The 21052-nt window shown below is 65.8% G+C and carries 18 protein-coding genes; 14 read left to right on the top strand and 4 right to left on the bottom strand.

Annotated features, from left to right (window positions below):
• Positions 1–101: 101 nt before the first annotated feature.
• From thrS to pdxS, 4 genes are all read left to right on the top strand, one after another.
• Positions 102–2111, top strand: a complete 2010-nt coding sequence (thrS, locus tag AB0280_RS03600) for a threonine--tRNA ligase (protein WP_307490550.1) — start codon at positions 102–104, stop codon at positions 2109–2111.
• A gap of 18 nt (positions 2112–2129) precedes the next feature.
• Positions 2130–2717, top strand: coding sequence for an HIT family protein (locus AB0280_RS03595; protein ID WP_159631881.1), 588 nt, complete (start codon positions 2130–2132; stop codon positions 2715–2717).
• A complete protein-coding gene (pgsA, locus tag AB0280_RS03590; RefSeq protein ID WP_275180195.1) occupies positions 2707–3330 on the top strand; it encodes a phosphatidylinositol phosphate synthase in 624 nt (207 codons plus the stop codon). The genes AB0280_RS03595 and pgsA overlap by 11 nt, the downstream gene beginning before the upstream one ends.
• A 137-nt stretch (positions 3331–3467) precedes the next feature.
• Positions 3468–4394: a pyridoxal 5'-phosphate synthase lyase subunit PdxS gene (pdxS, locus tag AB0280_RS03585; RefSeq protein ID WP_159631883.1), complete on the top strand. Its 927-nt coding sequence runs from the start codon at positions 3468–3470 to the stop codon at positions 4392–4394.
• Positions 4395–4674: 280 nt separating this feature from the next.
• On the opposite strand, the gene AB0280_RS03580 is transcribed toward pdxS, so the two are convergent.
• On the bottom strand, positions 4675–6687 hold the full coding sequence (locus AB0280_RS03580; RefSeq protein WP_366366215.1) for a M3 family metallopeptidase: 2013 nt from the start codon (positions 6685–6687) through the stop codon (positions 4675–4677).
• A 163-nt stretch (positions 6688–6850) separates the two neighbouring features.
• On the opposite strand from AB0280_RS03580, the gene AB0280_RS03575 reads away from it, so the two are divergent.
• Complete coding sequence (locus AB0280_RS03575; RefSeq protein WP_366366214.1) at positions 6851–8224, top strand: ferredoxin reductase family protein; 1374 nt, start codon at positions 6851–6853, stop codon at positions 8222–8224.
• Positions 8225–8240: 16 nt separating this feature from the next.
• Here the strand turns inward: AB0280_RS03575 and AB0280_RS03570 are convergent, their stop codons facing one another.
• Both AB0280_RS03570 and AB0280_RS03565 read right to left on the bottom strand, forming a co-directional pair.
• On the bottom strand, positions 8241–8996 hold the full coding sequence (locus AB0280_RS03570) for a type 1 glutamine amidotransferase (RefSeq protein WP_366366213.1): 756 nt from the start codon (positions 8994–8996) through the stop codon (positions 8241–8243).
• The gene (locus tag AB0280_RS03565) at positions 8993–10285 is read right to left on the bottom strand and encodes a MurT ligase domain-containing protein (protein WP_366366212.1); all 1293 of its coding nucleotides are present in this window, start codon (positions 10283–10285) and stop codon (positions 8993–8995) included. The genes AB0280_RS03570 and AB0280_RS03565 overlap by 4 nt, the downstream gene beginning before the upstream one ends.
• Before the next feature lie 88 nt (positions 10286–10373).
• Here AB0280_RS03565 and pdxT point away from each other — a divergent pair, with 88 nt between their 5' ends.
• The 9 genes from pdxT to AB0280_RS03520 all read left to right on the top strand — a co-directional run bounded on the left by pdxT (position 10374) and on the right by AB0280_RS03520 (position 20335).
• On the top strand, positions 10374–11084 hold the full coding sequence (gene pdxT / locus AB0280_RS03560) for a pyridoxal 5'-phosphate synthase glutaminase subunit PdxT (RefSeq protein ID WP_159631888.1): 711 nt from the start codon (positions 10374–10376) through the stop codon (positions 11082–11084).
• A gap of 3 nt (positions 11085–11087) precedes the next feature.
• Positions 11088–11843, top strand: coding sequence for a YebC/PmpR family DNA-binding transcriptional regulator (locus AB0280_RS03555; RefSeq protein ID WP_159631889.1), 756 nt, complete (start codon positions 11088–11090; stop codon positions 11841–11843).
• Positions 11844–11911: 68 nt separating this feature from the next.
• Positions 11912–12490, top strand: coding sequence for a crossover junction endodeoxyribonuclease RuvC (gene ruvC / locus AB0280_RS03550; RefSeq protein WP_307490564.1), 579 nt, complete (start codon positions 11912–11914; stop codon positions 12488–12490).
• A gap of 90 nt (positions 12491–12580) precedes the next feature.
• Positions 12581–13225 carry a Holliday junction branch migration protein RuvA gene (gene ruvA, locus AB0280_RS03545; protein ID WP_366366211.1) on the top strand — a complete coding sequence of 215 codons (645 nt, stop codon included), beginning with the start codon at positions 12581–12583 and terminating at the stop codon, positions 13223–13225.
• Positions 13218–14303 carry a Holliday junction branch migration DNA helicase RuvB gene (ruvB, locus tag AB0280_RS03540; protein WP_159631892.1) on the top strand — a complete coding sequence of 362 codons (1086 nt, stop codon included), beginning with the start codon at positions 13218–13220 and terminating at the stop codon, positions 14301–14303. Before ruvA ends, ruvB begins: the two co-directional genes overlap by 8 nt.
• A 210-nt stretch (positions 14304–14513) precedes the next feature.
• Positions 14514–14921 (top strand): preprotein translocase subunit YajC, encoded by a 408-nt coding sequence (gene yajC, locus AB0280_RS03535; RefSeq protein ID WP_159631893.1) that lies wholly within the window; start codon positions 14514–14516, stop codon positions 14919–14921.
• Positions 14922–15021: 100 nt separating this feature from the next.
• The gene (secD, locus tag AB0280_RS03530; protein WP_159631894.1) at positions 15022–16779 is read left to right on the top strand and encodes a protein translocase subunit SecD; all 1758 of its coding nucleotides are present in this window, start codon (positions 15022–15024) and stop codon (positions 16777–16779) included.
• Positions 16779–17795 (top strand): protein translocase subunit SecF, encoded by a 1017-nt coding sequence (gene secF, locus AB0280_RS03525; RefSeq protein WP_366366210.1) that lies wholly within the window; start codon positions 16779–16781, stop codon positions 17793–17795. The genes secD and secF overlap by 1 nt, the downstream gene beginning before the upstream one ends.
• A gap of 149 nt (positions 17796–17944) precedes the next feature.
• The gene (locus AB0280_RS03520) at positions 17945–20335 is read left to right on the top strand and encodes a RelA/SpoT family protein (RefSeq protein WP_224026167.1); all 2391 of its coding nucleotides are present in this window, start codon (positions 17945–17947) and stop codon (positions 20333–20335) included.
• Here AB0280_RS03520 and AB0280_RS03515 read toward each other — a convergent pair.
• Entirely contained in the window at positions 20216–20989 is a 774-nt protein-coding gene (locus AB0280_RS03515) for a hypothetical protein (RefSeq protein ID WP_366366209.1), read from the bottom strand. The genes AB0280_RS03520 and AB0280_RS03515 overlap by 120 nt on opposite strands.
• Positions 20990–21052: the final 63 nt, after the last annotated feature.

Genomic DNA, 21052 nt, shown 5'->3' with positions numbered 1-21052 from the left:
CGTTGGTCGGCCCATACCGGAACCGATAGCATTGACGGTGGCTGGCTGTGGTCCCCGTATGCCACAAGCTATGAAGCCTCAACTTTGAATAGGAGACACCCGTGTCAGATGCCCAGCAGATCACCCTTCTCGTCGATGGCGAAGAGACCAAGGTGACTACCGGGACAACCGGTGCGGAACTCTTCTTTGAGCGCCGTGACGTTGTTGTTGCCCGCGTCAACGGCGAACTGAAGGACCTGGACCAGGAACTTCCTGAAGGCGCCGAGGTGGAAGGCGTCACCATTGATTCCCCCGACGGCCTGAACGTCCTGCGGCACTCCACCGCCCATGTCATGGCCCAGGCCGTGCAGCAGCTCCGTCCCGACGCCAAACTCGGCATCGGCCCCTACATCACCGACGGCTTCTACTTCGACTTCGACGTTGCCGAGCCGTTCACTCCCGAGGACCTCAAAACCCTCGAAAAGATGATGCAGAAGATCATCAACCAGAACCAGAAGTTCGTCCGCCGCGTGGTCAATGAGGACGAGGCCCGCGAAGCCATGAAGAACGAGCCCTACAAGCTCGAGCTCCTGGGCAAAAAGAACGAAGCCGCCGAAGCCGGGGAAGGCGTGAACGTCGAAGTCGGCGCCGGCGACATCACCATTTACGACAACGTGGAACGCAAGGAAGGCACCACCGTCTGGTGCGACCTCTGCCGCGGCCCCCACCTGCCCAACACCAAGCTCATCTCCAACGCCTTCGCCCTGACCCGTTCGTCGTCGGCCTACTGGCTGGGCAACCAGAAGAACCAGCAGCTGCAGCGCATCTACGGCACCGCCTGGCCCACCAAGGACGCCCTGAAGGCCTACCAGGAACGCATCGCCGAAGCCGAGCGCCGCGACCACCGCAAGCTCGGCTCCGAACTGGACCTGTTCTCCTTCCCGGACGAACTGGGCTCCGGCCTGCCCGTCTTCCACCCCAAGGGCGGCATCATCCGCAAGGAGATGGAGGACTACTCGCGGCAGCGGCACGTCGAGGCCGGCTACGAGTTCGTCTACACCCCGCACATCACCAAGGGCCACCTGTACGAGGTCTCGGGGCACCTGGACTGGTACAAGGACGGCATGTTCCCTGCCATGCACGTCGACGCTGAACTCAATGAGGACGGCACAGTGCGCAAGCCCGGCCAGGACTACTACCTGAAGCCGATGAACTGCCCCATGCACAACCTCATCTTCCGCTCCCGCGGCCGGTCCTACCGTGAGCTGCCCCTGCGGCTGTTCGAATTCGGCTCCGTGTACCGGTACGAGAAGTCCGGTGTGGTGCACGGCCTCACCCGTGTCCGGGGCATGACACAGGACGACGCCCACATCTACTGCACCCGCGAGCAGATGAAGGACGAACTCACCAAGACCCTCACCTTCGTCCTGGACCTGCTCAAGGACTACGGGCTGAACGACTTCTACCTCGAGCTGTCCACCAAGGACCCCGAGAAGTACGTCGGCGACGACGCCACCTGGGAGGAAGCCACCAGGACCCTCGCCGAGGTAGCCCAGGAGTCCGGGCTGGAGCTGGTGCCCGATCCAGGCGGAGCAGCCTTCTACGGTCCCAAGATTTCCGTGCAGGCCAAGGATGCCCTGGGCCGTACCTGGCAGATGTCCACCATCCAGCTGGACTTCAACCTGCCCGAACGGTTCGAGCTGGAATTCCAGGCCGCCGACGGCAGCCGCCAGCGTCCCGTCATGATCCACCGCGCGCTCTTCGGATCGGTGGAGCGCTTCATGGGCGTCCTCACCGAGCACTACGCCGGGGCGTTCCCCGCGTGGCTGGCTCCGGTCCAAGTGGTGGGCATACCCGTGGCGGAGGCGTTCAACGATTACATGTTCGACGTCGTTGGCCAGCTCAAGGCGGCAGGTATCCGCGCCGAGGTGGATACGTCCTCGGACCGCTTCCCCAAGAAGATCCGCACCGCCAGCAAGGACAAGATCCCGTTCGTGCTGATCGCGGGCGGAGACGATGCAGAGGCGGGCGCTGTTTCGTTCCGCTTCCGGGACGGAAGCCAGGACAACGGCGTGCCCGTCGCGGAAGCGGTCAAGCGCATCACCGAAGCCGTCCGCAACCGGACCAGCTAGCCGAACGGAAGCAGCACAGTGCAGGAGAACACAGGCGCAGGATATCCAGGCGATGCCGGCGTTACCGACGACTTTGCCCTCGCCGGTGTCCCGGACGCCTTCCAGCGCCTGTGGACTCCGCACCGCATGGCCTACATCAAGGGCGGCCAGCACCAGTTCAAGAACGAGAACGACTGCCCGTTCTGCGTAGGCCCCGGCCGCACCGACGAAGAGGCGCTCATCGTCTACCGCGGACGGACCTGCTACGTGGTGCTGAACCTGTTCCCCTACAATCCGGGCCACCTGCTGGTCTGCCCCTACCGGCACATTCCGGACTACACGGACCTTACGGTTGAAGAAACAGCGGAGTTCGCCGAGCTGACCCAGACGGCCATGCGGGTCCTGCGGAAAGTGTCCAATCCCGGCGGCTTCAACCTGGGCATGAACCAGGGCGTGGTGGGCGGTGCAGGTATCTCCGCACACCTGCACCAGCACATTGTGCCGCGGTGGGGCGGGGACGGTAATTTCTTCCCCATCATCGCCCAGACCAAAGCCATCACCCAGACCCTTGATGAGGTCCGGCAACAAGTGGCTGAGGCCTGGCCCGGGGAGTCGGATGCTGAATAGGCATGCCCGCGGTTTCTTCACCGCGCTGTTTACCCCACTGGCCCGCTGGCTCCTGAAAATTGGTGTCTCCCCGGACGCGGTCACCATCCTTGGAACCGCGGGTGTTGCCGCGGGAGCCCTCATCTTCTACCCCCTGGGTCAACTCTTTTGGGGGACCGTCTTCATCACCGCGTTCATCTTTTCCGACGTCCTGGACGGCATCATGGCCCGGATGCAGGACGTCAAGAGCCGGTGGGGAAACTTCCTCGACTCCACCCTTGACCGGGTCGCTGATGGCGCCCTCTTCGCCGGCGTGTCCGTATGGTTCTTCACCGGTGGAAACAACACCGCCATCGCCGTCAGCGCGCTGCTGTGCCTGGTCCTGGGCATGGTTGTGTCCTACGCCAGGGCCAAGGCCGAGTCGCTGGGGTTCACCGCCAACGTCGGGATCGCAGAACGGGCCGAACGCCTGGTCTCCGTGCTGGTGGTCACCGGCCTGACCGGTTTGGGACTGCCACCGGTGGTGCTCCTGGCCACCCTGGTCCTCCTGGCTGCGGCGAGCCTCATCACCGTCGTGCAGCGCGTCGTTTCCGTGCGCCGGCAGTCACTGGCGGAACCCACGCCCGCTGATTAAGCATGATTAAGCCGGCCGTGCGGCGGGGGACTAGTATATAAGTGCCCGGTCAAGCGACCCGGCAATCCGTGCGTGCACCGCCGGCAGCTGCCGCCGCATGCCCGGCGAAGATCATCTGTCTACCCATAGGGGTTTTTGTGTCTACACCTGATGTAAGCAACGAGGCCGGTTCGTCCGCGAACAGCGTCACGGGCAGCAGCCGCGTGAAGCGTGGCATGGCCGAGATGCTCAAGGGCGGCGTCATCATGGACGTCGTCAACGTCGAGCAGGCCCGCATCGCCGAAGACGCCGGTGCCGTGGCAGTCATGGCGCTGGAGCGTGTTCCGGCCGATATCCGCGCCCAGGGCGGCGTGTCCCGCATGTCCGATCCCGACATGATCGACCAGATCATCGACGCCGTGTCCATCCCGGTGATGGCCAAGGCCCGCATCGGCCACTTCGTGGAAGCCCAGGTCCTGCAGTCCCTCGGTGTCGACTACATCGACGAGTCCGAGGTCCTGACCCCGGCCGACTACGTCAACCACATCGACAAGTGGAACTTCAAGGTTCCCTTCGTCTGCGGTGCCACCAACCTCGGTGAGGCCCTGCGCCGCATCAACGAGGGCGCGGCCATGATCCGCTCCAAGGGCGAGGCCGGCACCGGCGACGTCTCCAACGCCACGGGCCACATGCGCAAGATCCGCTCCGAGATCGCCAAGCTCTCCTCGCTGCCCGAGGACGAGCTGTACGTCGCCGCCAAGGAACTCCAGGCCCCGTACGAACTGGTCAAGGAAGTTGCCGCTGCCGGCAAGCTCCCCGTCGTCCTGTTCACTGCAGGCGGCATCGCCACCCCCGCTGACGCTGCCATGATGATGCAGCTCGGCGCCGACGGCGTGTTCGTCGGCTCCGGCATCTTCAAGTCCGGCAACCCCGCCCAGCGCGCCGCCGCCGTCGTCAAGGCCACCACCTTCTTCGACGACCCCGACGTCATCGCCAAGGCCTCCCGCGGGCTCGGCGAAGCCATGGTGGGCATCAACGTCGACGAGATCCCCCAGCCGCACCGCCTGGCTGAGCGCGGCTGGTAAGTCTCTCCTCGCGTCCACTTTGGGCGCCTGGCGGCGCTGATCCTCTGCGTGCTATTCCCCGCGTCCCGCTGAAGCCGCTTCGCGGCGAGCCGGGACGCAGGGCCCCTTTTACGCACGCTGCCGGATCACCACCGCCTGCCGCTTCGGCTCTGTTTCTAACTTACGACGCCGGTTCCCTCACCTTTTCTGGTGGGGGACCGGCGTCGTTCTTTTAAATCGGTTGCTCCGTACTTGTCGTTTTCGGGGCTCAAAACGACAAGTACTCAGCAATCGATGGGGGTTACTCCAGGCCGCGGCGCTTCAGCAGGGGGTCCAGGTTGGCTTCGCGGCCCCTCAGGATCCGGAAGGACTCCAGGGGGTCCCGGCTGTTGCCGCGGCTGAGGAGCTCTTGCCGGAAGCGTTCGCCGTTGGCGCGGGACAGGCCGCCGTTCTCCTTGAACCAGTCCACGGTCTCGGCGTCCAGGACCTCGCTCCAGATGTAGGAGTAATAGCCTGCGGCGTAGCCGGCACCGGCAAAGATGTGCTGGAAGTAGCCTGTGCGGTACCGGGGCGGGATCAGGGGGTGCGCAATCCCTGCCGCAGCCAGGGCCTTAGCCTCGAACTCCAAGGCATCGTCCGGAACGTCGCCTGGCTCCAGCGTGTGCCACGCAAGGTCCAGGAGGGCTGCGCCCAGGTACTCTGTGGTGGCAAAGCCTTCGCCCCAGAGCCGGGATTCCTCCAGCCTGTCCACAACGTCCTGCGGAAGAGGTTCGCCGGTGACGTGGTGGCGCGCATAATTGGACAGCACTTCCGGCCACATGATCCACATCTCGTTCACCTGCGACGGATACTCCACAAAGTCCCGGGGCACGGCAGTGCCGGAAAAGCGGGGATAGGTGACGTCGGAGAACAAGCCGTGCAGGGCGTGGCCGAACTCGTGGAAAAGCGTGCGCAGCTCGTCCAGGGTGAGGAGCGTCGGTTCACCCGCGGGCGGCTTGGAAATGTTGAGCGTATTGATCACCACCGGCCGGGTGCCCAGCAGACCCGACTGGTCCACGAGCGAGTTCATCCACGCACCGCCGCGCTTGGATTCACGCGCATAGTAGTCGCCCAGGAACAACCCCAGGCCGGTTCCGTCCCCGTTCCGGACCTCCCAGATGCGAACGTCCGGATGATAGGCGCGGAGGTCATGCCGCTCGTGGAAGGTGACCCCGTACAGCGACGTGGCGGCGAAGAACACACCATCCTCGATTACCCGGTCGAGTTCGAAGTAGGGACGCAGGGCCTGTTCGTCGACGTCGTACTTCTCCCGCCGTACCTTTGCCGAGTAGTAGGCCCAGTCCCAGGCCTCCAGCGGATGCCCGGCGGCGTCGGCCAGGGCTGCCGCCTCGGCGTCGGCATTTCGGACGGCCGCCGGCGCCATCCGGCCCAGCATCGTCCGGACGGCTTCGAAGTCCGGCGCCGTCTGCCGGTCGGCCACCAGTTCGGCGTAGTTGGCGAAACCCAGCAGTTGGGCCTTTTCCGCCCGCAGCCCGGCCATCTCCCGGGCCAGGTCCAGGACATCCAGGCTCCCGCCGCCACTGCCCCTGGCCACGGATGCTTCGAACAGACGACGGCGGACGTCCCGGTTCTCGAGCGAGGCCAGTGCCGGCTGGTTGCCGGGCTGGATCAAGGTAAGCAGGAATTTCCCGTCGTGCCCGGCGGCGCGTGCCGCTTCCGCGGCACTGGCGACGTCGTCCGCCGGCAGGCCCGACAGGTCGCCGGCGTCCTCCAGCAGCAGCGCCGCGGACTTCATCCCCTCCTTGACCCGCTGTCCGAACTCCGTGCCCAACCGGGCCAGTTCAGCGTTGATGGCACGCAGCCGCCCCTGGCCGGGCGCATCGAGCTGGATCCCGGACTGGCGGAACTCCTTGAGGTACTCCTCCACCAGGCGGGCTGACTCGGAATCCAGGGTGTCCGTATCTATGCCGGCAAAGCGCCCATACAGTGCACTGTTGAGGAAGACTTCGTCCTGGTGGGCCTGGAAGCGCGGCGAAAGCTCTGTTTCAAGTTCCCGGATTTCCGCGGAGGCATCCGCCGACACCAAGGTGAAAAATGCCGCAGCCGCCCTGTTGAGGAGCTGCCCGGAGCGTTCCATGGCCAGTGCCGTGTTTTCAAACGTGGCCGGTGCGGCGTTGCTGCTGATGGCCCGGATCTCGTCCAGGTGGGCAGCCAGTCCTGCTTCGATGGCGGCGCCGTACTGGCCTGCTGTGAGGGCCTCGAAAGGCGGAAGCCCGTAGGGCAGGGGACTGGCGGTGAGGAGGGGGTTGGTCATGGGCTAAACCTTTCACAGCGGGACGCGGTTCTCAATTGATGGAAATGGTGCTGCCTCCCAGGTCACATCCCTAGAATTGCCGCTATGGTGTCCGTTCCGGGCCCCATTCCGCACGTGCTGGAAGGCGTACACGGGTTCGGCTATACGAGGGGGCCACCGGTCCATGAGCAAAAGTGCCACGACGCAGGCGGCTGCATCCCTGGGCGTGCCCTTACGGTGGGTGGGTCCGGGCGCTGTCACGGTCCTGGCCCTGGCCTACGGCATCTTCTGGTACTTCGCGCGCCCGGAAGGTGAACCCGTACTCCGCCATGTGGGCCAGCTGTTCGGCGGCGAATCCGTGCTGCTGTACTCCATCGCCCTGGTCCTGGTCAGCACACTCCCGCACGTTGAGCCGGTGTTCGGCGGCATAGACCATGCCGCGATCTGGCACCGCAGGGCCGCCGTTACGGCTACTGTCCTGTTGCTGCCGCACATAGAACTTGCGTCCAACCCGGAGGCAACCAGCGCGGGTAAGACACTGGCCGTGGTGGCCATTTCCGGCCTTGCCGCACTGGTGGTGTGGGCGGTGCTGCCGCGTTGGCGGACTATGCTGCCGGCGCCCGTCCGCCGCGTGGTGCTCGCCGCACTGCAGACCAAGGGGGTCCGCCTGGTGGTGCGTCTGCTGGGTGGTTATGAGCGCTGGCGCGGCTTCCACCGCCTCACAGGCTTGTTTGTGGCTGCCGGATTCCTGCATGGACTGCTCGATGCCAGTGCGTTTGAAGCGGCGCCCGTTCTGCGGTGGAGCTATGTGGCCCTCGGCGGAACGGGGCTGGCGTTCTACGTCTACCGGGAGCTGCTGGCGCGCCGTTTCCTGCCCCATCACGACTACCAGGTCGCAGGGGTCCGCCCGGTCGCGGCCGATCTGGTGGAGGTGGCGCTCCGTCCCCTGGGCCGGCCCCTGGCGTTCAAACCCGGCCAGTTCGCCATGGTTTACCTCGAAACAGCGGATGGCTGGCAGCGGCACCCCTTTTCCATTTCCGGGCCCGCCCAGGAGGGCGGCATCAGCATCACGGTCAAGGCTCTGGGTGACCACACCACAAGGCTTCCCGACGTGGTCCAGCCTGGGATGCCGGCCGTGGTGGGCGGCCCCTACGGCCGCTTTGACCGGCACAAGGGCACTGCCCACCAGGTCTGGATCGCCGGCGGGGTGGGGATCACGCCCTTCCTGAGCTGGCTGCGGTCGCTGGACGCAGACCCGGGCGGCGGGCTGCAGGAAGATGTCGACTTCTTCGTTACCTCGGCGGGCCCGTCGCCTTTTGCCGAGGAAATCATCGCCATCGCCAGGAACCACCCGCGGCTCAAGGTCCATGTGGTTGACACCGAAAGGGACGGGCGGCTGACCCCGGCCGCGGTCATGGCCGCGGTGGGCACCGAACCGCGCCTGCTGTCAGTTTTCATGGGTGGGCCCGACGCCATGCTGCGGCAGTTCCGCAAAGCCTTCCGGGCAGCGGGTGTCCGCAGGCTCAACATCCACCGGGAGTACTTCCAGTGGCGGTGATCCAGGCGGTCGCAGTTCAGCGGGGCCGGCGGGCGGCGTGCTCCCGTGCCAGGACCGCGTAGGCGTCGTCAGGGGTGCCGGGGGAGAAGCTGCCGAACTTGCGCTCCGCGGCTGTGCGGATGAGGTAGTCGGCAATGGCAGGGTTCTTGGGAAGCAGCGAGCCGTGCAGGTAGCTGGCAACGATGTTTCGGTACCGCGCCCCCTCATGGCCGTCGTTGCTGTTGTTCCCCGTTCCCTTGGCCACCGTCCCGAGCGGCCGCACCCCGCTGCCCAGGGTGGTTTGGCCGCTGTGGTTCTCGTAACCGAGGACTTCGCCGAACTCGGTGGTTGAGACCTTGACGTTGCCGATCAGGCGCTCGTCGGTACCGTGGGTTTCCACGTCCAGGACGCCGATGCCCGGGATGACAGTTCCCGTCCGCGTCTTGAAGAAACGGCCAAAAAGCTGGTAGAGGCCGCAGATGATCAGCATGGGTGCGCCGTCCTCGGCCAACTCCTTCAGCTGGCCGGCACGGGCCTGCAGGTCGTCCTGGATGACCAGCTGGCCGCTGTCCTGGCCGCCGCCGCCCACAATGATGTCCACGCCTTCGGGAAAGGGATCGCCCACGTTGTACTCAAGCAGTTCGGGGGTGTACCCGTGCCATTGGATGCGGCGCTGCAGGACCAGGGCATTGCCCCAGTCGCCATAGATGTTCATGTCCCGCGGGTACAGCTGGACCACGCGCAGCGTGCCCTTGGACTGGTCGCCAGCTTCTGCTGCTTCTGCCGGACTCACGAGACAACCTCCACGGTGGTGATTTTGGACAGCTCGCGGCGGATTGCAAGCATGGCGGTGTAGGTGCAGAAGATCCGTTTGGGTTTGCCCTGGCCTTCCCGGATGAAGGCGGCAAGGGCGGCGGGAATGTCGGTGTCCACGGCGCCAACGGGGACTTCGTCGTACTGCAGCCGCAGCGCCATGTCGTAGGCACGCGATCCGGTCAGCACCTCCACCCCGCCCCCGCGAAGCGAATCGAATTCCACGTCCCACAGCCAGGACATGTCCCGGCCGTCGGCGTAGTTGTCGTTGATGGCGATCATCGTGGCGTAACCGGCAGCGGGGAAGGATTTCAGTCCCAGCCGGAACCCGCTGGGGTTCTTGACCAGAACCAGGTCCAGGGGCTGGCCGTCCACGGTCAGGCTTTCGCCGCGGCCGAAGGCCGGCGCCACCTGGGACAGCGCCTGCAGCAGGGTCTCGTGGTTCGCGGTGGCGGCCCCGCCGCCGCAAATGCTGCGGGCGAGGGTAAGAGCAGCAGCTGCATTGAAGATGTTGTACACGCCGCGCAGCTTCATCGCCGTGGTGACCGTGCCGCCGTCGTACTCGAATTCGGCGCTGTCTGCGCCCACCTTGCGGAGGACGACGTCGGCCTGCGGTTTGGCGGGCAGGCCCGCCGGGGCGGGGCTGCCGGGAGCGGCGCGCATGTCGTCATCGTTCGGGAAGGTGCCCAGCAGGGAGTCGTCCAGGCCGAAGTACCTGACGTCCTGTCCCGTCAGCGTGTCGGCGATCCGGGCAACCCGCGGGTCCTCGCGGTTCAGGACCACTGTTCCCGTGGTTTTGGCGGCGATGTGCTGCAGGAGCTGTGCGGTCTTGTCGATTTCGCCGAAGCGGTCCAGCTGGTCGCGAAGCACGTTCAGCAGGAGGCAGTACCGGGGCGGAACGCTGTTCACGAAATGGACGGCGTGGGCTTCATCGAGTTCCAGGACGGCAACGTCCGCGTCCAGCCTGCCGCGCCAGTCCACCTCGCCCAGGAGGGCCGCTGCCACGCCCCGCGTGAAGTTGCTGCCGGTCCGGTTGGTGAAAACCTTCAGGCCCTGGCTTTCCAGGAGTTCGACCACCATTTTGGTGGTGGTGGTCTTTCCGTTGGTGCCGCTGACCACAGCCACGCCGTGGGGCAGGGTGGTGAGCGTCCGCCGCATGAAGCCGGGATCGATTTTCTCGACCACCAGGCCCGGAAGTGCGGACCCGCCGCCCCGCAGCCGGGATACCCTGCGGACCAGCTTGCCGAGCGGAACAGTGAAGAAGACCATGTTTCGAATATATCCCAGCAGCGGCATGCAACCTTTGCCGGCCCCGGCCCGCCGCACCGGGCGGAGGCCGGGGCCGTATGCTGGAGGGATGACAAACCCCCCTTCTGCTGATCCTGCGCGCGTGGGCTCAGGCCTGCGGATCGGTGTCCTGGCTCTCCAGGGAGACTTTCGCGAGCATCTGCGTGCCGCAGAGGCCACCGGCGCGCAGGGCGTTGCCGTCCGCCGCCCGGAGGAGCTCGATGGCCTGGACGGCCTCATTATTCCCGGCGGCGAATCCACCACGATCGATAAGCTGGCGCGGGCCTTCGACCTTGCCGACCCGCTGCGCAAGTACATCGCCGAGGGCCTGCCCGTCTACGGCTCATGCGCGGGGATGATCCTGCTCGCGTCGGACATCGCCGACCCGGCAACCGACCTGTCCGGCGCCCCCCAGCAGACGTTCGGCGGCCTGGACATCACCGTCCGCCGCAATGCCTTCGGCCGGCAGCGCGAATCCTTCGAAACCGACCTGGACTTCAAGGGGCTGGACTTCAGTGCCACCGAATCGGGCGTGGAACCGGTGCACGCTGTCTTCATCCGCGGGCCCTGGGTGGAACGCGTGGGGCCGGACGTGGAGGTCCTGGCCCAGGTGGAACCGGCAGATCCCGGACAGGCCTCGCACGCCGTACCGCTGCCAGGGGCGGCTAGAATTGTCGCAGTGCGTTCCGGCCAGCTGCTGGCCACCTCCTTCCATCCGGAAGTGACCGGCGAGAAACGCGTACACGAACTTTTTATCCGCATGATCAGAGGAGAAGCGTAAAGCATGTCAGGCCACTCCAAATGGGCAACGACCAAGCACAAAAAGGCGATCATTGACAGCCGCCGCGCAAAGTCGTTTGCCAAGCTGATCAAGAACATCGAAGTTGCCGCCCGGATGGGCGGACCGGACCTCGCCGGCAACCCCGGCCTGGAACTTGCGGTGACCAAGGCCAAGAAGACCTCGGTTCCCAACGACAACATCGACCGTGCCATTAAGCGCGGCGCCGGCCTCACCGGCGAAGTGGTGGACTACACCGAGATCATGTACGAGGCCCGCGGCCCCCAGGGCTCGGCCCTGCTGATCGAGTGCCTCACGGACAACAAGAACCGGGCAGCCTCCGAAGTCCGCCTGGCCATCTCCCGCAACGGCGGCACCATCGCCGACCCCGGTTCCGTGAGCTACCTCTTCACCCGCAAGGGCGTAGTGAACCTGCCTAAGAACGGCCTGAGCGAGGACGACGTCCTGATGGCCGTCCTGGATGCGGGCGCGGAGGAAGTCAAGGACAACGGCGAGACCTTCGAGATCCACTCGGAACCGGGCGATCTCCAGGCCATCCGGGAGGCCCTGGCGGAAGCCGGCATTGAGTACGACACGGACGAGGTTGAATTCGTGCCCTCCATGCAGGTGGAACTCGACGTCGACGGCGCCCGCAAGTTCCTGAAGCTGGCGGACGCTCTTGAAGACCTCGACGACGTCCAGAACGTGTACAGCAACGCCGACCTCAGCGACGAAGTCCAGGCCGCCCTGGAATCCGAGTGACGTCCGGCCTTGCCAGCTAGACCGCAGCGGGAGCTCCAGCCGGCCCTGCCGCCCGCAGCGGGGCAGAAGTGACGCTCCGCGTCCTGGGCGTTGACCCCGGCCTGACCCGCTGCGGCATCGGCGTGGTGGATGTTGAACGCAACCGCCGGGCCAGCATGGTGGCGGTAGGGGTTGTCGGCACCTCGCCGGACGAGACCCTTGACCGCCGCCTGCTGGTGATCGCCACGGCCATCGACGAGTGGCTGGACCGTTACGAGCCCGAGGTCCTCGCCGTCGAACGCGTCTTCTCGCAGCTCAACGTCAGCACGGTGATGGGCGTCGCCCAGGCGTCCGGCGTGGTGATAGCGGCGGCGGCCCGCCGGGGAATCCCGGTGGCGCTGCATACGCCGTCGGAAGTTAAAGCCGCGGTGACCGGAAGCGGGTCCTCGAACAAGGACGCCGTGACCAAACTGGTCACCAAGATCCTCCGGCTTGACGCTCCGCCGCGTCCCGCCGACGCGGCCGATGCGCTGGCGCTGGCCATCACCCATGCGTGGCGGGCCGGGAGTGGCGCTGCCGTGGCCACCACCGGTCCCGGCCGCTCTTCCCTGACGCCGGCCCAGCGGGCATGGGCGGAAGCAGAGGCGAAAGCGCGCCGTGCACGCTGATTGTCCCTGCCGCTTGCTAGGGTATTCGTAGATATGTTCGGATAGCCGGGCTCCCAGTGGGGAGGCCCGCAGTACAACGGGAGCCCGGCCTTGATCAGTTTCCTCCGCGGAACCGTAGCGCACGTTGGCCTGTCAACGGCCGTGATTGACCTCAACGGTGCCGGGATGAGCGTCAACGCCACCCCGCAGACCCTGAGCCGGCTGCGCGTGGGGGAAGAGGGCAAGCTGTTTACGTCCCTGATTGTCCGGGAGGATTCGCTCACCCTTTTTGGTTTTGCATCCGACGACGAACGTGAGGTTTTCGACGTCCTGCTGAGTGTCAGCGGGGTCGGCCCCCGTCTTGCCCTCGCAGTCCTGGCGGTCCACGACCCCGAAGCAATCAGGGTTGCGGCCCATACGGAGGACAGCAAGACCTTCACCAAGGTTCCCGGCATCGGGCCCAAGGTCGCGGGCCGGATCGTGCTGGAGCTGGCCGGAAAGCTGGTACCGCACGGAACGGCCGCACCCGCCGGCGCCGCCACCCCTGCCGCGGCCGCATGGAAGCCGCAGGTGGTGGCCGCCATGACCAGCTTGGGCTGGTCCGAGAAGGATGCCTCCGCCAGCATCGACAAAGCCCTGGCTGACGAGCCGGAAGTGTCCTTCCGCGGCAATGTGGCCGAAATCCTCCGCACCACCCTCCGCTGGCTGGGGCAGGACGGCGCCCGCGCCGGCAACCGCGTAGGCAGCCGTGGCTGAACCTTCATTGGTCGCCGCGGGGGAGGAACCGGAGGAGCGGGCCATCGAGGCTGCGCTCCGGCCGAAGAACCTCGACGATTTCGTGGGCCAGCACCGGGTGCGCAAGCAACTTTCGCTCGTGCTCCAGGCCTCCCGGATGCGCGGGCGCACAGCGGACCACGTGCTGTTCTCCGGGCCGCCGGGCCTCGGCAAAACCACCCTCGCCATGATCGTGGCCGCGGAAATGAACGCTCCGCTGCGCCTTAGCAGCGGGCCCGCCATCCAGCACGCGGGCGACCTTGCGGCCATCCTGTCCTCGCTTTCCGAGGGCGAGGTCCTGTTCCTCGACGAGATCCACCGCATGTCCCGGCCCGCCGAGGAAATGCTGTACATGGCCATGGAGGACTTCCGCGTCGACATCGTCGTGGGCAAGGGCGCCGGTGCCACCGCCATTCCACTGGAATTGCCGCCGTTCACCCTGGTGGGCGCCACCACCCGCGCCGGGCTGCTTCCGGGCCCGCTGCGCGACCGGTTCGGCTTCACCGGGCACCTCGAGTTCTACTCCGTTCCGGAACTGGAACTGGTCCTGCGCCGGTCAGCCGGGCTGCTGGACCTGAAGGTCAACTCTGCCGGATTCGCTGAAATCGCCGGCCGTTCACGCGGGACCCCCCGTATCGCCAACCGCCTGCTGCGCCGGGTCCGGGACTGGGCGCTGGTGCATGGTGTCGAACAAATCGATGCCAGGGCTGCGTCCGCCGCCCTGGACATGTACGAAGTGGACAAGAAAGGCCTTGACCGGCTGGACCGTGCTGTCCTCGATGCCCTCATCACCAAATTCGGCGGAGGCCCCGTCGGCCTGTCCACCCTGGCCATCGCCGTTGGCGAGGAAACCGAAACAGTGGAAACCGTGGCCGAACCCTTCCTGGTCCGGGAAGGCCTGCTGGGCCGGACGCCCCGCGGAAGGATTGCCATGGCGCCGGCGTGGACGCACCTCGGATACGCCATTCCATCCGGGGTCTTCGCCCAGGAGCAGTTGGACCTTTTCGAGCCCGGCGGGGACGCCCCCGCGGCGGGGGACTGGGCCCCGGAGAGCCAATAGCAGGCTCCGTTCAGCTTTTCCCTTTAGACTGGTATGACGCCCGGCACGTTCGGGTCTTTGTTTCGCGGGTGGCCCTGACGCCCCCGTCGCTTGGGGAAGGAAATGTCAGGCGTTCTGCCTGTGCCACCAACCGCCCCGGCTGAAGCGAAGCCGACGTCGCTGGAAAACCAGCAGCACCACGCAAAAGAACGGAATTCCCCCTTGGATCCAATGTCAATTCTCCTGTTCGTCATGCTCGGCGTGTTCATCTTCATGATGTTCCGCCGCAACAAGAAGACGCAGCAGCAGCAGGCAGAGCTCCAGTCGAAGTTCGCCCCGGGCGTGGAGGTCATGACCAGCTTTGGCCTTTTCGGCCGGATCGTGGACATCGACGACGCCGACAACAAGGTCACCCTTGAACTTTCCCCCGGCAACCTGGCCACCGTGCACCGCCAGGCGGTCACCAAGGTTGTCGAGCCTGCCGCGGAAGCCACGGTCGAGCCCGCCGCTGCCTCACCCGTGGTGCCGGATGACGCATCCTCACTGACCACGCCGGAAGCCGGAAGCACTGCAACGGGCACCGAGACTCCGGAAGAAACCCTGAAGCGCCTCAACGACGAGGGCAAGAAGGACAGCTAGGCCCGCTGGCCCCTTTCCTCCCTCTACCGCTGCGGACCACCGCCGGCGCAGGTAACAACCCGCGCCGGCGGTTCTTCCGCGAATAAGAGAAAGATCGACAATGGCACGAACTGGCCGCAAGAAACCAGGGCTCCGCGTCCTGGTCTGGCTTGGCGTACTCCTGGCAGCGCTGACAGCCGTCCTGGCCGGCGGCACCGTCGCCGGGCAGGCCAGCTGGGCACCCAAACTGGCCCTGGACCTCGAGGGCGGCACCCAGATGATCCTGGCGCCGAAGGTGGAGGGCGGTTCGGACATCAACGAACAGCAGCTCAACCAGGCCGTGGCGATCATCCGGCAGCGCGTTGACGGCTCCGGCGTCTCCGAAGCGGAAATCAGCACCCAGTCCGGGCGCAACGTGGTGGTCAGCCTTCCCGGCACCCCCTCCGCCGAAACCCGGAACCTCATCCAGGCTTCCGCGGACATGAACTTCCGCCCCGTCCTCCTCAACGGTGACGGCGCCCCCGTGCCGCCGGAGTCGCAGACCCCGGAGGACCAGCTGCCCAAACCCACAGCTGAGCCGGCCAACAGCAGTGACACCAACTGGATCACCCCGGAGATCTACAAGCAGTTCGAGGCGCTGGACTGCAACAGCCCCGCAGCCGAGAAATCCAAGCGGTCAGATCCCACCAAGCCGCTGGTGACCTGCGAGCCTGCCACCGACAAGTCTCCTGCCATCAAGTACATCCTGGGTCCCGTGGAGGTGAAGGGCAGCAACATCGTCACCTCGTCCTTCCAGCTGCAGCAGGGTGCGCAGGGTGCGGTGACCAACGACTGGGCCGTCAACATCCAGTTCGACGCCGACGGCACGGCCAAGTTCAAATCCGTCACCGAACGCCTCAACCAGTTCTACGTGGCCGCCGGCGGCGAGTCCGGCACCGACCCCAAGTCCCAGTTCGCCATTGTGCTGGATGACCAGGTCATCTCCGCCCCGCGGTCGCTGGCTGTCATCACCGACGGACGTCCGCAGATCACCGGCGGCTTCACCGAGAAGACCGCCAAGGCGCTGTCCGACCAGTTGAAGTTCGGTGCCCTCCCCATCAGCTTCGACATCCAGAGCGAGCAGCAGATCTCCGCCACGCTTGGTGGCGAACAGCTGCGCATGGGCCTGCTGGCGGGCCTGATCGGGCTCCTGCTCGTGGTGGTCTACTCCCTGTTCCAGTACCGCGCCCTGGGCTTCGTCACGATCGCCTCGCTGGTGGTGGCCGGTGCCCTGACGTACCTGGCCATCGCGATCCTGGGCTGGACGGAGAACTACCGGCTGTCCCTTGCAGGTGTTGCAGGCATCATCGTGGCCATCGGCCAGACTGCCGACTCCTTCATCGTCTACTTCGAACGCATCCGCGACGAACTGCGCGAAGGGCGCGGCCTGGTGTCCGCCGTGGAAAACGGCTGGAAGCGGGCCAAGCGCACGGTTCTTGCCTCCAAGGCCGTCAACCTCCTGGCCGCCCTGGTCCTGTACTTCGTGGCCGTGGGCAACGTCCGTGGCTTTGCGTTCACACTGGGCCTGACGGCCATCGCCGACCTCATCGTGGTGTTCATGTTCACCCACCCCACGCTGCAGCTGCTGGCCCGTACCCGGTTCTTCGGTGAAGGCCACAAGTTCTCCGGCCTGGACCCCGAACGTCTGGGCGCCGTGCCGCTGTACCGCGGTGCCGGCCGGGTCCGCACTCCCGAGGACAAGCCCGCGGTGGTCCGTACCAAGAACACCGGCGCAGCGGCCGAGGCCGAACGCCGCATGACCATCGCTGAACGGCGCCTGGCAGAGAAGCAGGAACAGCTGGCCGGCTCGTCCAAGACCTCCGCGAAGGAGAACAAGTAATGTCAGGCCTCGCTACGTTCGGCAACGAGCTCTACACCGGAAAGCGTTCCTACGACTTTGTAGGGGCCAAGAAGATATGGTTCATCATCGCCGCGGTGGGAGTGGCGCTGTCCATCATCATCCCGGCGGCCAAGGGTGGCTTCAACCTCGGCATCGAATTCCGTGGGGGCTCCGAATTCACGGTCTCGAACGTCAAGACCACGGACGCCACCATCGGCGAAAAGGCCGTGACTGACGTGGTTGCCGGCAGTGTTCCGCGCGTTGCGAACGTGGCCGGCAACACCATGCGCATCCAGACGGACAAGCTGACCGACGACGAGACCCTTCGGATCAAGCAGGGCCTCACCGGCGCCTACGGTGTCACCGACAACGAGGTGACCTCCACGTTCGTTGGCCCCACCTGGGGCGCTGACGTGACCAAGCAGGCGCTGATCGGCCTGGTGGTGTTCGTGCTGCTGGCGGCCCTGCTGATGGCCCTCTATTTCCGGACCTGGAAGATGTCCCTGTCGGCGCTTGCCGGCATGGCCGTGACCATGTTCATCACGGCCGGTGTGTATGCGCTCAGTGATTTTGAGGTCACACCGTCGGCCATCATCGGATTCCTGACCGTCCTGAGCTACTCCCTCTACGACACCGTGGTGGTCTTCGACAAAATCCGGGAAAACACCACCGGAATCGACGCCTCCACACGCCGGACGTTCGGTGAGGAAGTCAACCTCGCCGTCAACCAGACCCTGGTGCGTTCCATCAACACCATGATGGTGGCGATCCTCCCCGTGGGCGCCATCCTGTTCATCGGTGCAGGGCTCCTGGGTGCCGGAACGCTGCGCGACCTGTCCCTGGCCCTGTTCGTCGGGATCCTCATCGGCACCGCCGCGACCATCTTCGTCGCAGCTCCGATGTACGCCTGGCTCCGGCAGGGTGAACCGGACCTGGTCAAGCAGGCGCGGCGCGTCCAGCAGCGGCGGGCCGCGTCAACCGAACGGGCAGTTCCGGCATCGCCGGCTAAAGCCTGACCTGCCAGCTACAGGCACCCGCGATTCCCTCAAAGGCCGGGCAACGCACACCGTGCGCTGCCCGGCCTTTGGCTGTCCGCGCCCGGTTATAAAAGTGGCTGCCCGGGGGAATAGACTGGAGTAATTAAACGGTGGTGAGGGGTGCTTCATTGGAAGAACGTTCGGCGTCGGTGCCAACGGCAGAGGAAGAAAAAAGTCCTGCCGGTGTACAAGCCGGTGCGGCATCCTCTGCGCGCCCAGGGTCCTTGGTTCCTGTTGACAATTCGGGATCACGGGCAACGTTTCCCGGCCGAAGGGAGCGCACCCGGTCGCGCCTTGCCCGCCTGACCGGTCGTGGAGCAGCCACCTATTCGCCCATCCTTGAGCCGCTGCTGCGCACTGTCCGGGCCAACAATCCCAAAGAGGACTTCGACCTCATCCAGCGCGCCTTCGACGTAGCTGAGCGGAGCCACCGCGGACAGAAGCGCAAGAGCGGGGACCCGTACATTACCCATCCTGTGGCTGTGGCCACCATCCTCGCCGAGCTTGGCCTCAGCGGCACAACCCTGGCGGCGGCCCTGCTGCACGACACCGTCGAGGACACCCCGTACACCCTCGCGGACCTGAAGCGGGACTTCGGGCCGGAAGTGGCCATGCTGGTGGACGGCGTGACCAAACTGGACAAGGTCAGTTTCGGCGAGGCCGCCCAGTCGGAAACGGTCCGCAAGATGGTTGTGGCCATGGCCAAGGACATCCGCGTCCTCATGATCAAGCTGGCCGACCGGCTCCACAACGCCCGTACCTGGCGCTTCGTATCAGCCGAATCGTCCGCCCGCAAAGCCCGTGAAACCCTCGAAATCTTCGCCCCGCTGGCGCACCGGCTGGGCATGAACACCATCAAGTGGGAGCTCGAGGACCTGTCCTTCGCGGCCCTCTACCCCAAGGTGTACGAGGAAATCGTCAGGATGGTGGGGGACCGGACCCCCGAGCGGGAAAAGAGCCTGGGCGTCATCCGGGACCAGATCACCGAGGACCTGCGCGCGGCCAAGATCAAAGCAACTATTACCGGCCGGCCCAAGCACTACTACTCCATCTACCAAAAGATGATTGTCCGCGACAAGGACTTCGACGACATCAACGACCTCATGGGTGTCCGTGTCCTGGTGGACTCCGTCCGGGACTGCTACGCCGCCCTGGGCACCATGCATTCGCGCTGGAACCCCCTGCCCGGCAGGTTCAAGGACTACATCGCGATGCCCAAGTTCAACATGTACCAGTCCCTGCACACCACCGTGATCGGCCCCGGCGGCAAACCGGTGGAGATCCAGATCCGCACGCACGAGATGCACCGCCGGGCCGAGTATGGCGTGGCGGCCCACTGGAAGTACAAGGACCAGCCCAACCGCACCGCGGTGGGCCCCGGAAGCCCCCGCGACGGCGACATGGGATGGCTGCGCTCCCTGGTGGACTGGCAGCAGGAAACCTCGGATCCCGGCGAGTTCCTGGACTCGTTGCGCTTTGAAATCAACGCCCGCGAAGTGTTCGTCTTCACGCCCAAGGGCGAAGTCATGGCGCTGCCGGCAGGATCAACGCCCGTGGACTTTGCCTACGCCGTGCACACGGAGGTAGGCCACCGCACCATTGGCGCCCGGGTCAACGGCAAGCTGGTCCCGCTTAACAGCGAGCTGAACCACGGCGACTGGGTGGAAATCTTTACCTCCAAAGCCGAGGGGGCCGGACCCAGCCAGGACTGGCAGCACTTCGTCAAGAGTGCCAGGGCACGCAACAAGATCCGCCAGTGGTTCAGCAAGGAACGCCGCGAAGAGGCCATTGACCGCGGCAAGGAGCTGTTGACCCGTGCCATGCGGAAACAGAACCTGCCACTGCAGCGGCTGATGACGCACGAGGCCCTGGCCGCCGTGGCCGAGGAATTCAAATACACGGACATCTCCGGCCTCTACGCCGGCGTGGGCGACGGGCACACATCTGCCCAGTCGGTCATGGAAAAGCTGATCGAAAGCCTGGGCGGCAACGAGAGTGCCGATGATGACGTCGAAGAGGTCAGCATCCCCACCCAGGTCAGCAAGGCCCGCTTCTCCGACTCCGGTGTTGTGGTCCGCGGCGTGGGCGACGTCTGGGTGAAGCTGGCCCGCTGCTGCACGCCCGTTCCACCGGACCCTATCCTGGGCTTTGTGACCAGGGGATCCGGCGTCTCCGTGCACCGCACCGACTGCACCAACATCTCGGACCTGAAGGACCAGCCGGACCGGATCGTGGACGTGGACTGGGCGCCAACCCAGTCGAGCGTTTTCCTGGTGGAGATCCAGGTGGAGGCCCTGGACCGCAAATCACTGCTGTCTGACGTGACGCGGGTTCTTTCCGACAACCACGTCAATATCCTCGCGGCCAGTGTCCACACCTCCACGGACCGGGTGGCCATCTCAAAGTTCGCCTTCGAGATGGGCGACCCCAAATACCTCAGCCACGTCCTCAGCGCGGTTCGCAGGATCGACGGGGTCTTCGACGTCTACCGCACCACCGGCAACAAACGCCGGAGCTAACAGGGCGAGCTTTTCCAAAGCAGCCCGCTTGTGCGGCACCCTGGGTGTTGCTTCGATGGCGCGCACCAGCAGCCGCAACCGCACGTCCTGCTGCGGGCGGGCCAGCAAGCCGGCGAGGGCCGGTACGGCACGTTCCGGTTCCACGTGCAGGGCGATGTCAAGGGCGGTCCGCAAGGGGCTGGAAACCATCAGGCCGCCCAGGCTGATCACGTCGAACGGCCCCAGCCTCACCTCGTGGAGCGTGCAGCCGCGGGTATTCCGCAGGCTGGATACCCGCCGCTTGGCATCAACCAGGAGTGCCAGCCTGTCCGGTTCCGCCGCGCAGCCGTAGATCCACGCCGCAGTCATCCGCCCCGCGACGACCCGCTGCCGGATGGCCGCCGGCACAGCACCCGCGGCCGCCCTTGCCCGCAACTGCGGGGACGCCGGCAACCCCGGAAGCGTGTAACCGTGTTGGTGGAACCGGGCCAGCAGTCCGTCGGCGGCCAGGGACTGGAGTTCCGGACCGGCGAAGGGGACCCCGGGTGCGTACAGTTCGGGAAAGCGTGGCGCCGCGGCCGCGTCTGCTCCGCCTGCCGGGCACCCTGGCCCCGGTGGGGAAGCGGAGGGGTCCCTGCCCGGTCCGGCGTCGGAGGATGCTGGTGGTGTGGCCATACCCCCATCCTGCCCGGACCGTGGTTAACGGGCACAGGCCCGGTCCGGGTTATGTGGATAACC

This window comes from Pseudarthrobacter sp. 902506025 (assembly GCF_040702325.1).
In the GTDB taxonomy this organism is placed as follows: Bacteria; Actinomycetota; Actinomycetes; order Actinomycetales; family Micrococcaceae; genus Arthrobacter.
Note: the sequence above shows the minus strand (reverse complement) of the source record. Positions and strands in the feature narration are given on the sequence as shown.

Excerpts from the sequence above, each read along its gene's own strand:
- pgsA (WP_275180195.1), top strand. The coding sequence starts at position 2,707 with ATGCTGAATAGGCATGCCCGCGGTTTCTTCACCGCGCTGTTTACCCCA.
- AB0280_RS03580 (WP_366366215.1), bottom strand. The coding sequence starts at position 6,687 with ATGACCAACCCCCTCCTCACCGCCAGTCCCCTGCCCTACGGGCTTCCG.
- AB0280_RS03575 (WP_366366214.1), top strand. The coding sequence starts at position 6,851 with ATGAGCAAAAGTGCCACGACGCAGGCGGCTGCATCCCTGGGCGTGCCC.
- AB0280_RS03565 (WP_366366212.1), bottom strand. The coding sequence starts at position 10,285 with ATGGTCTTCTTCACTGTTCCGCTCGGCAAGCTGGTCCGCAGGGTATCC.
- pdxT (WP_159631888.1), top strand. The coding sequence starts at position 10,374 with ATGACAAACCCCCCTTCTGCTGATCCTGCGCGCGTGGGCTCAGGCCTG.
- AB0280_RS03555 (WP_159631889.1), top strand. The coding sequence starts at position 11,088 with ATGTCAGGCCACTCCAAATGGGCAACGACCAAGCACAAAAAGGCGATC.
- yajC (WP_159631893.1), top strand. The coding sequence starts at position 14,514 with ATGTCAATTCTCCTGTTCGTCATGCTCGGCGTGTTCATCTTCATGATG.
- secD (WP_159631894.1), top strand. The coding sequence starts at position 15,022 with ATGGCACGAACTGGCCGCAAGAAACCAGGGCTCCGCGTCCTGGTCTGG.
- secF (WP_366366210.1), top strand. The coding sequence starts at position 16,779 with ATGTCAGGCCTCGCTACGTTCGGCAACGAGCTCTACACCGGAAAGCGT.
- AB0280_RS03515 (WP_366366209.1), bottom strand. The coding sequence starts at position 20,989 with ATGGCCACACCACCAGCATCCTCCGACGCCGGACCGGGCAGGGACCCC.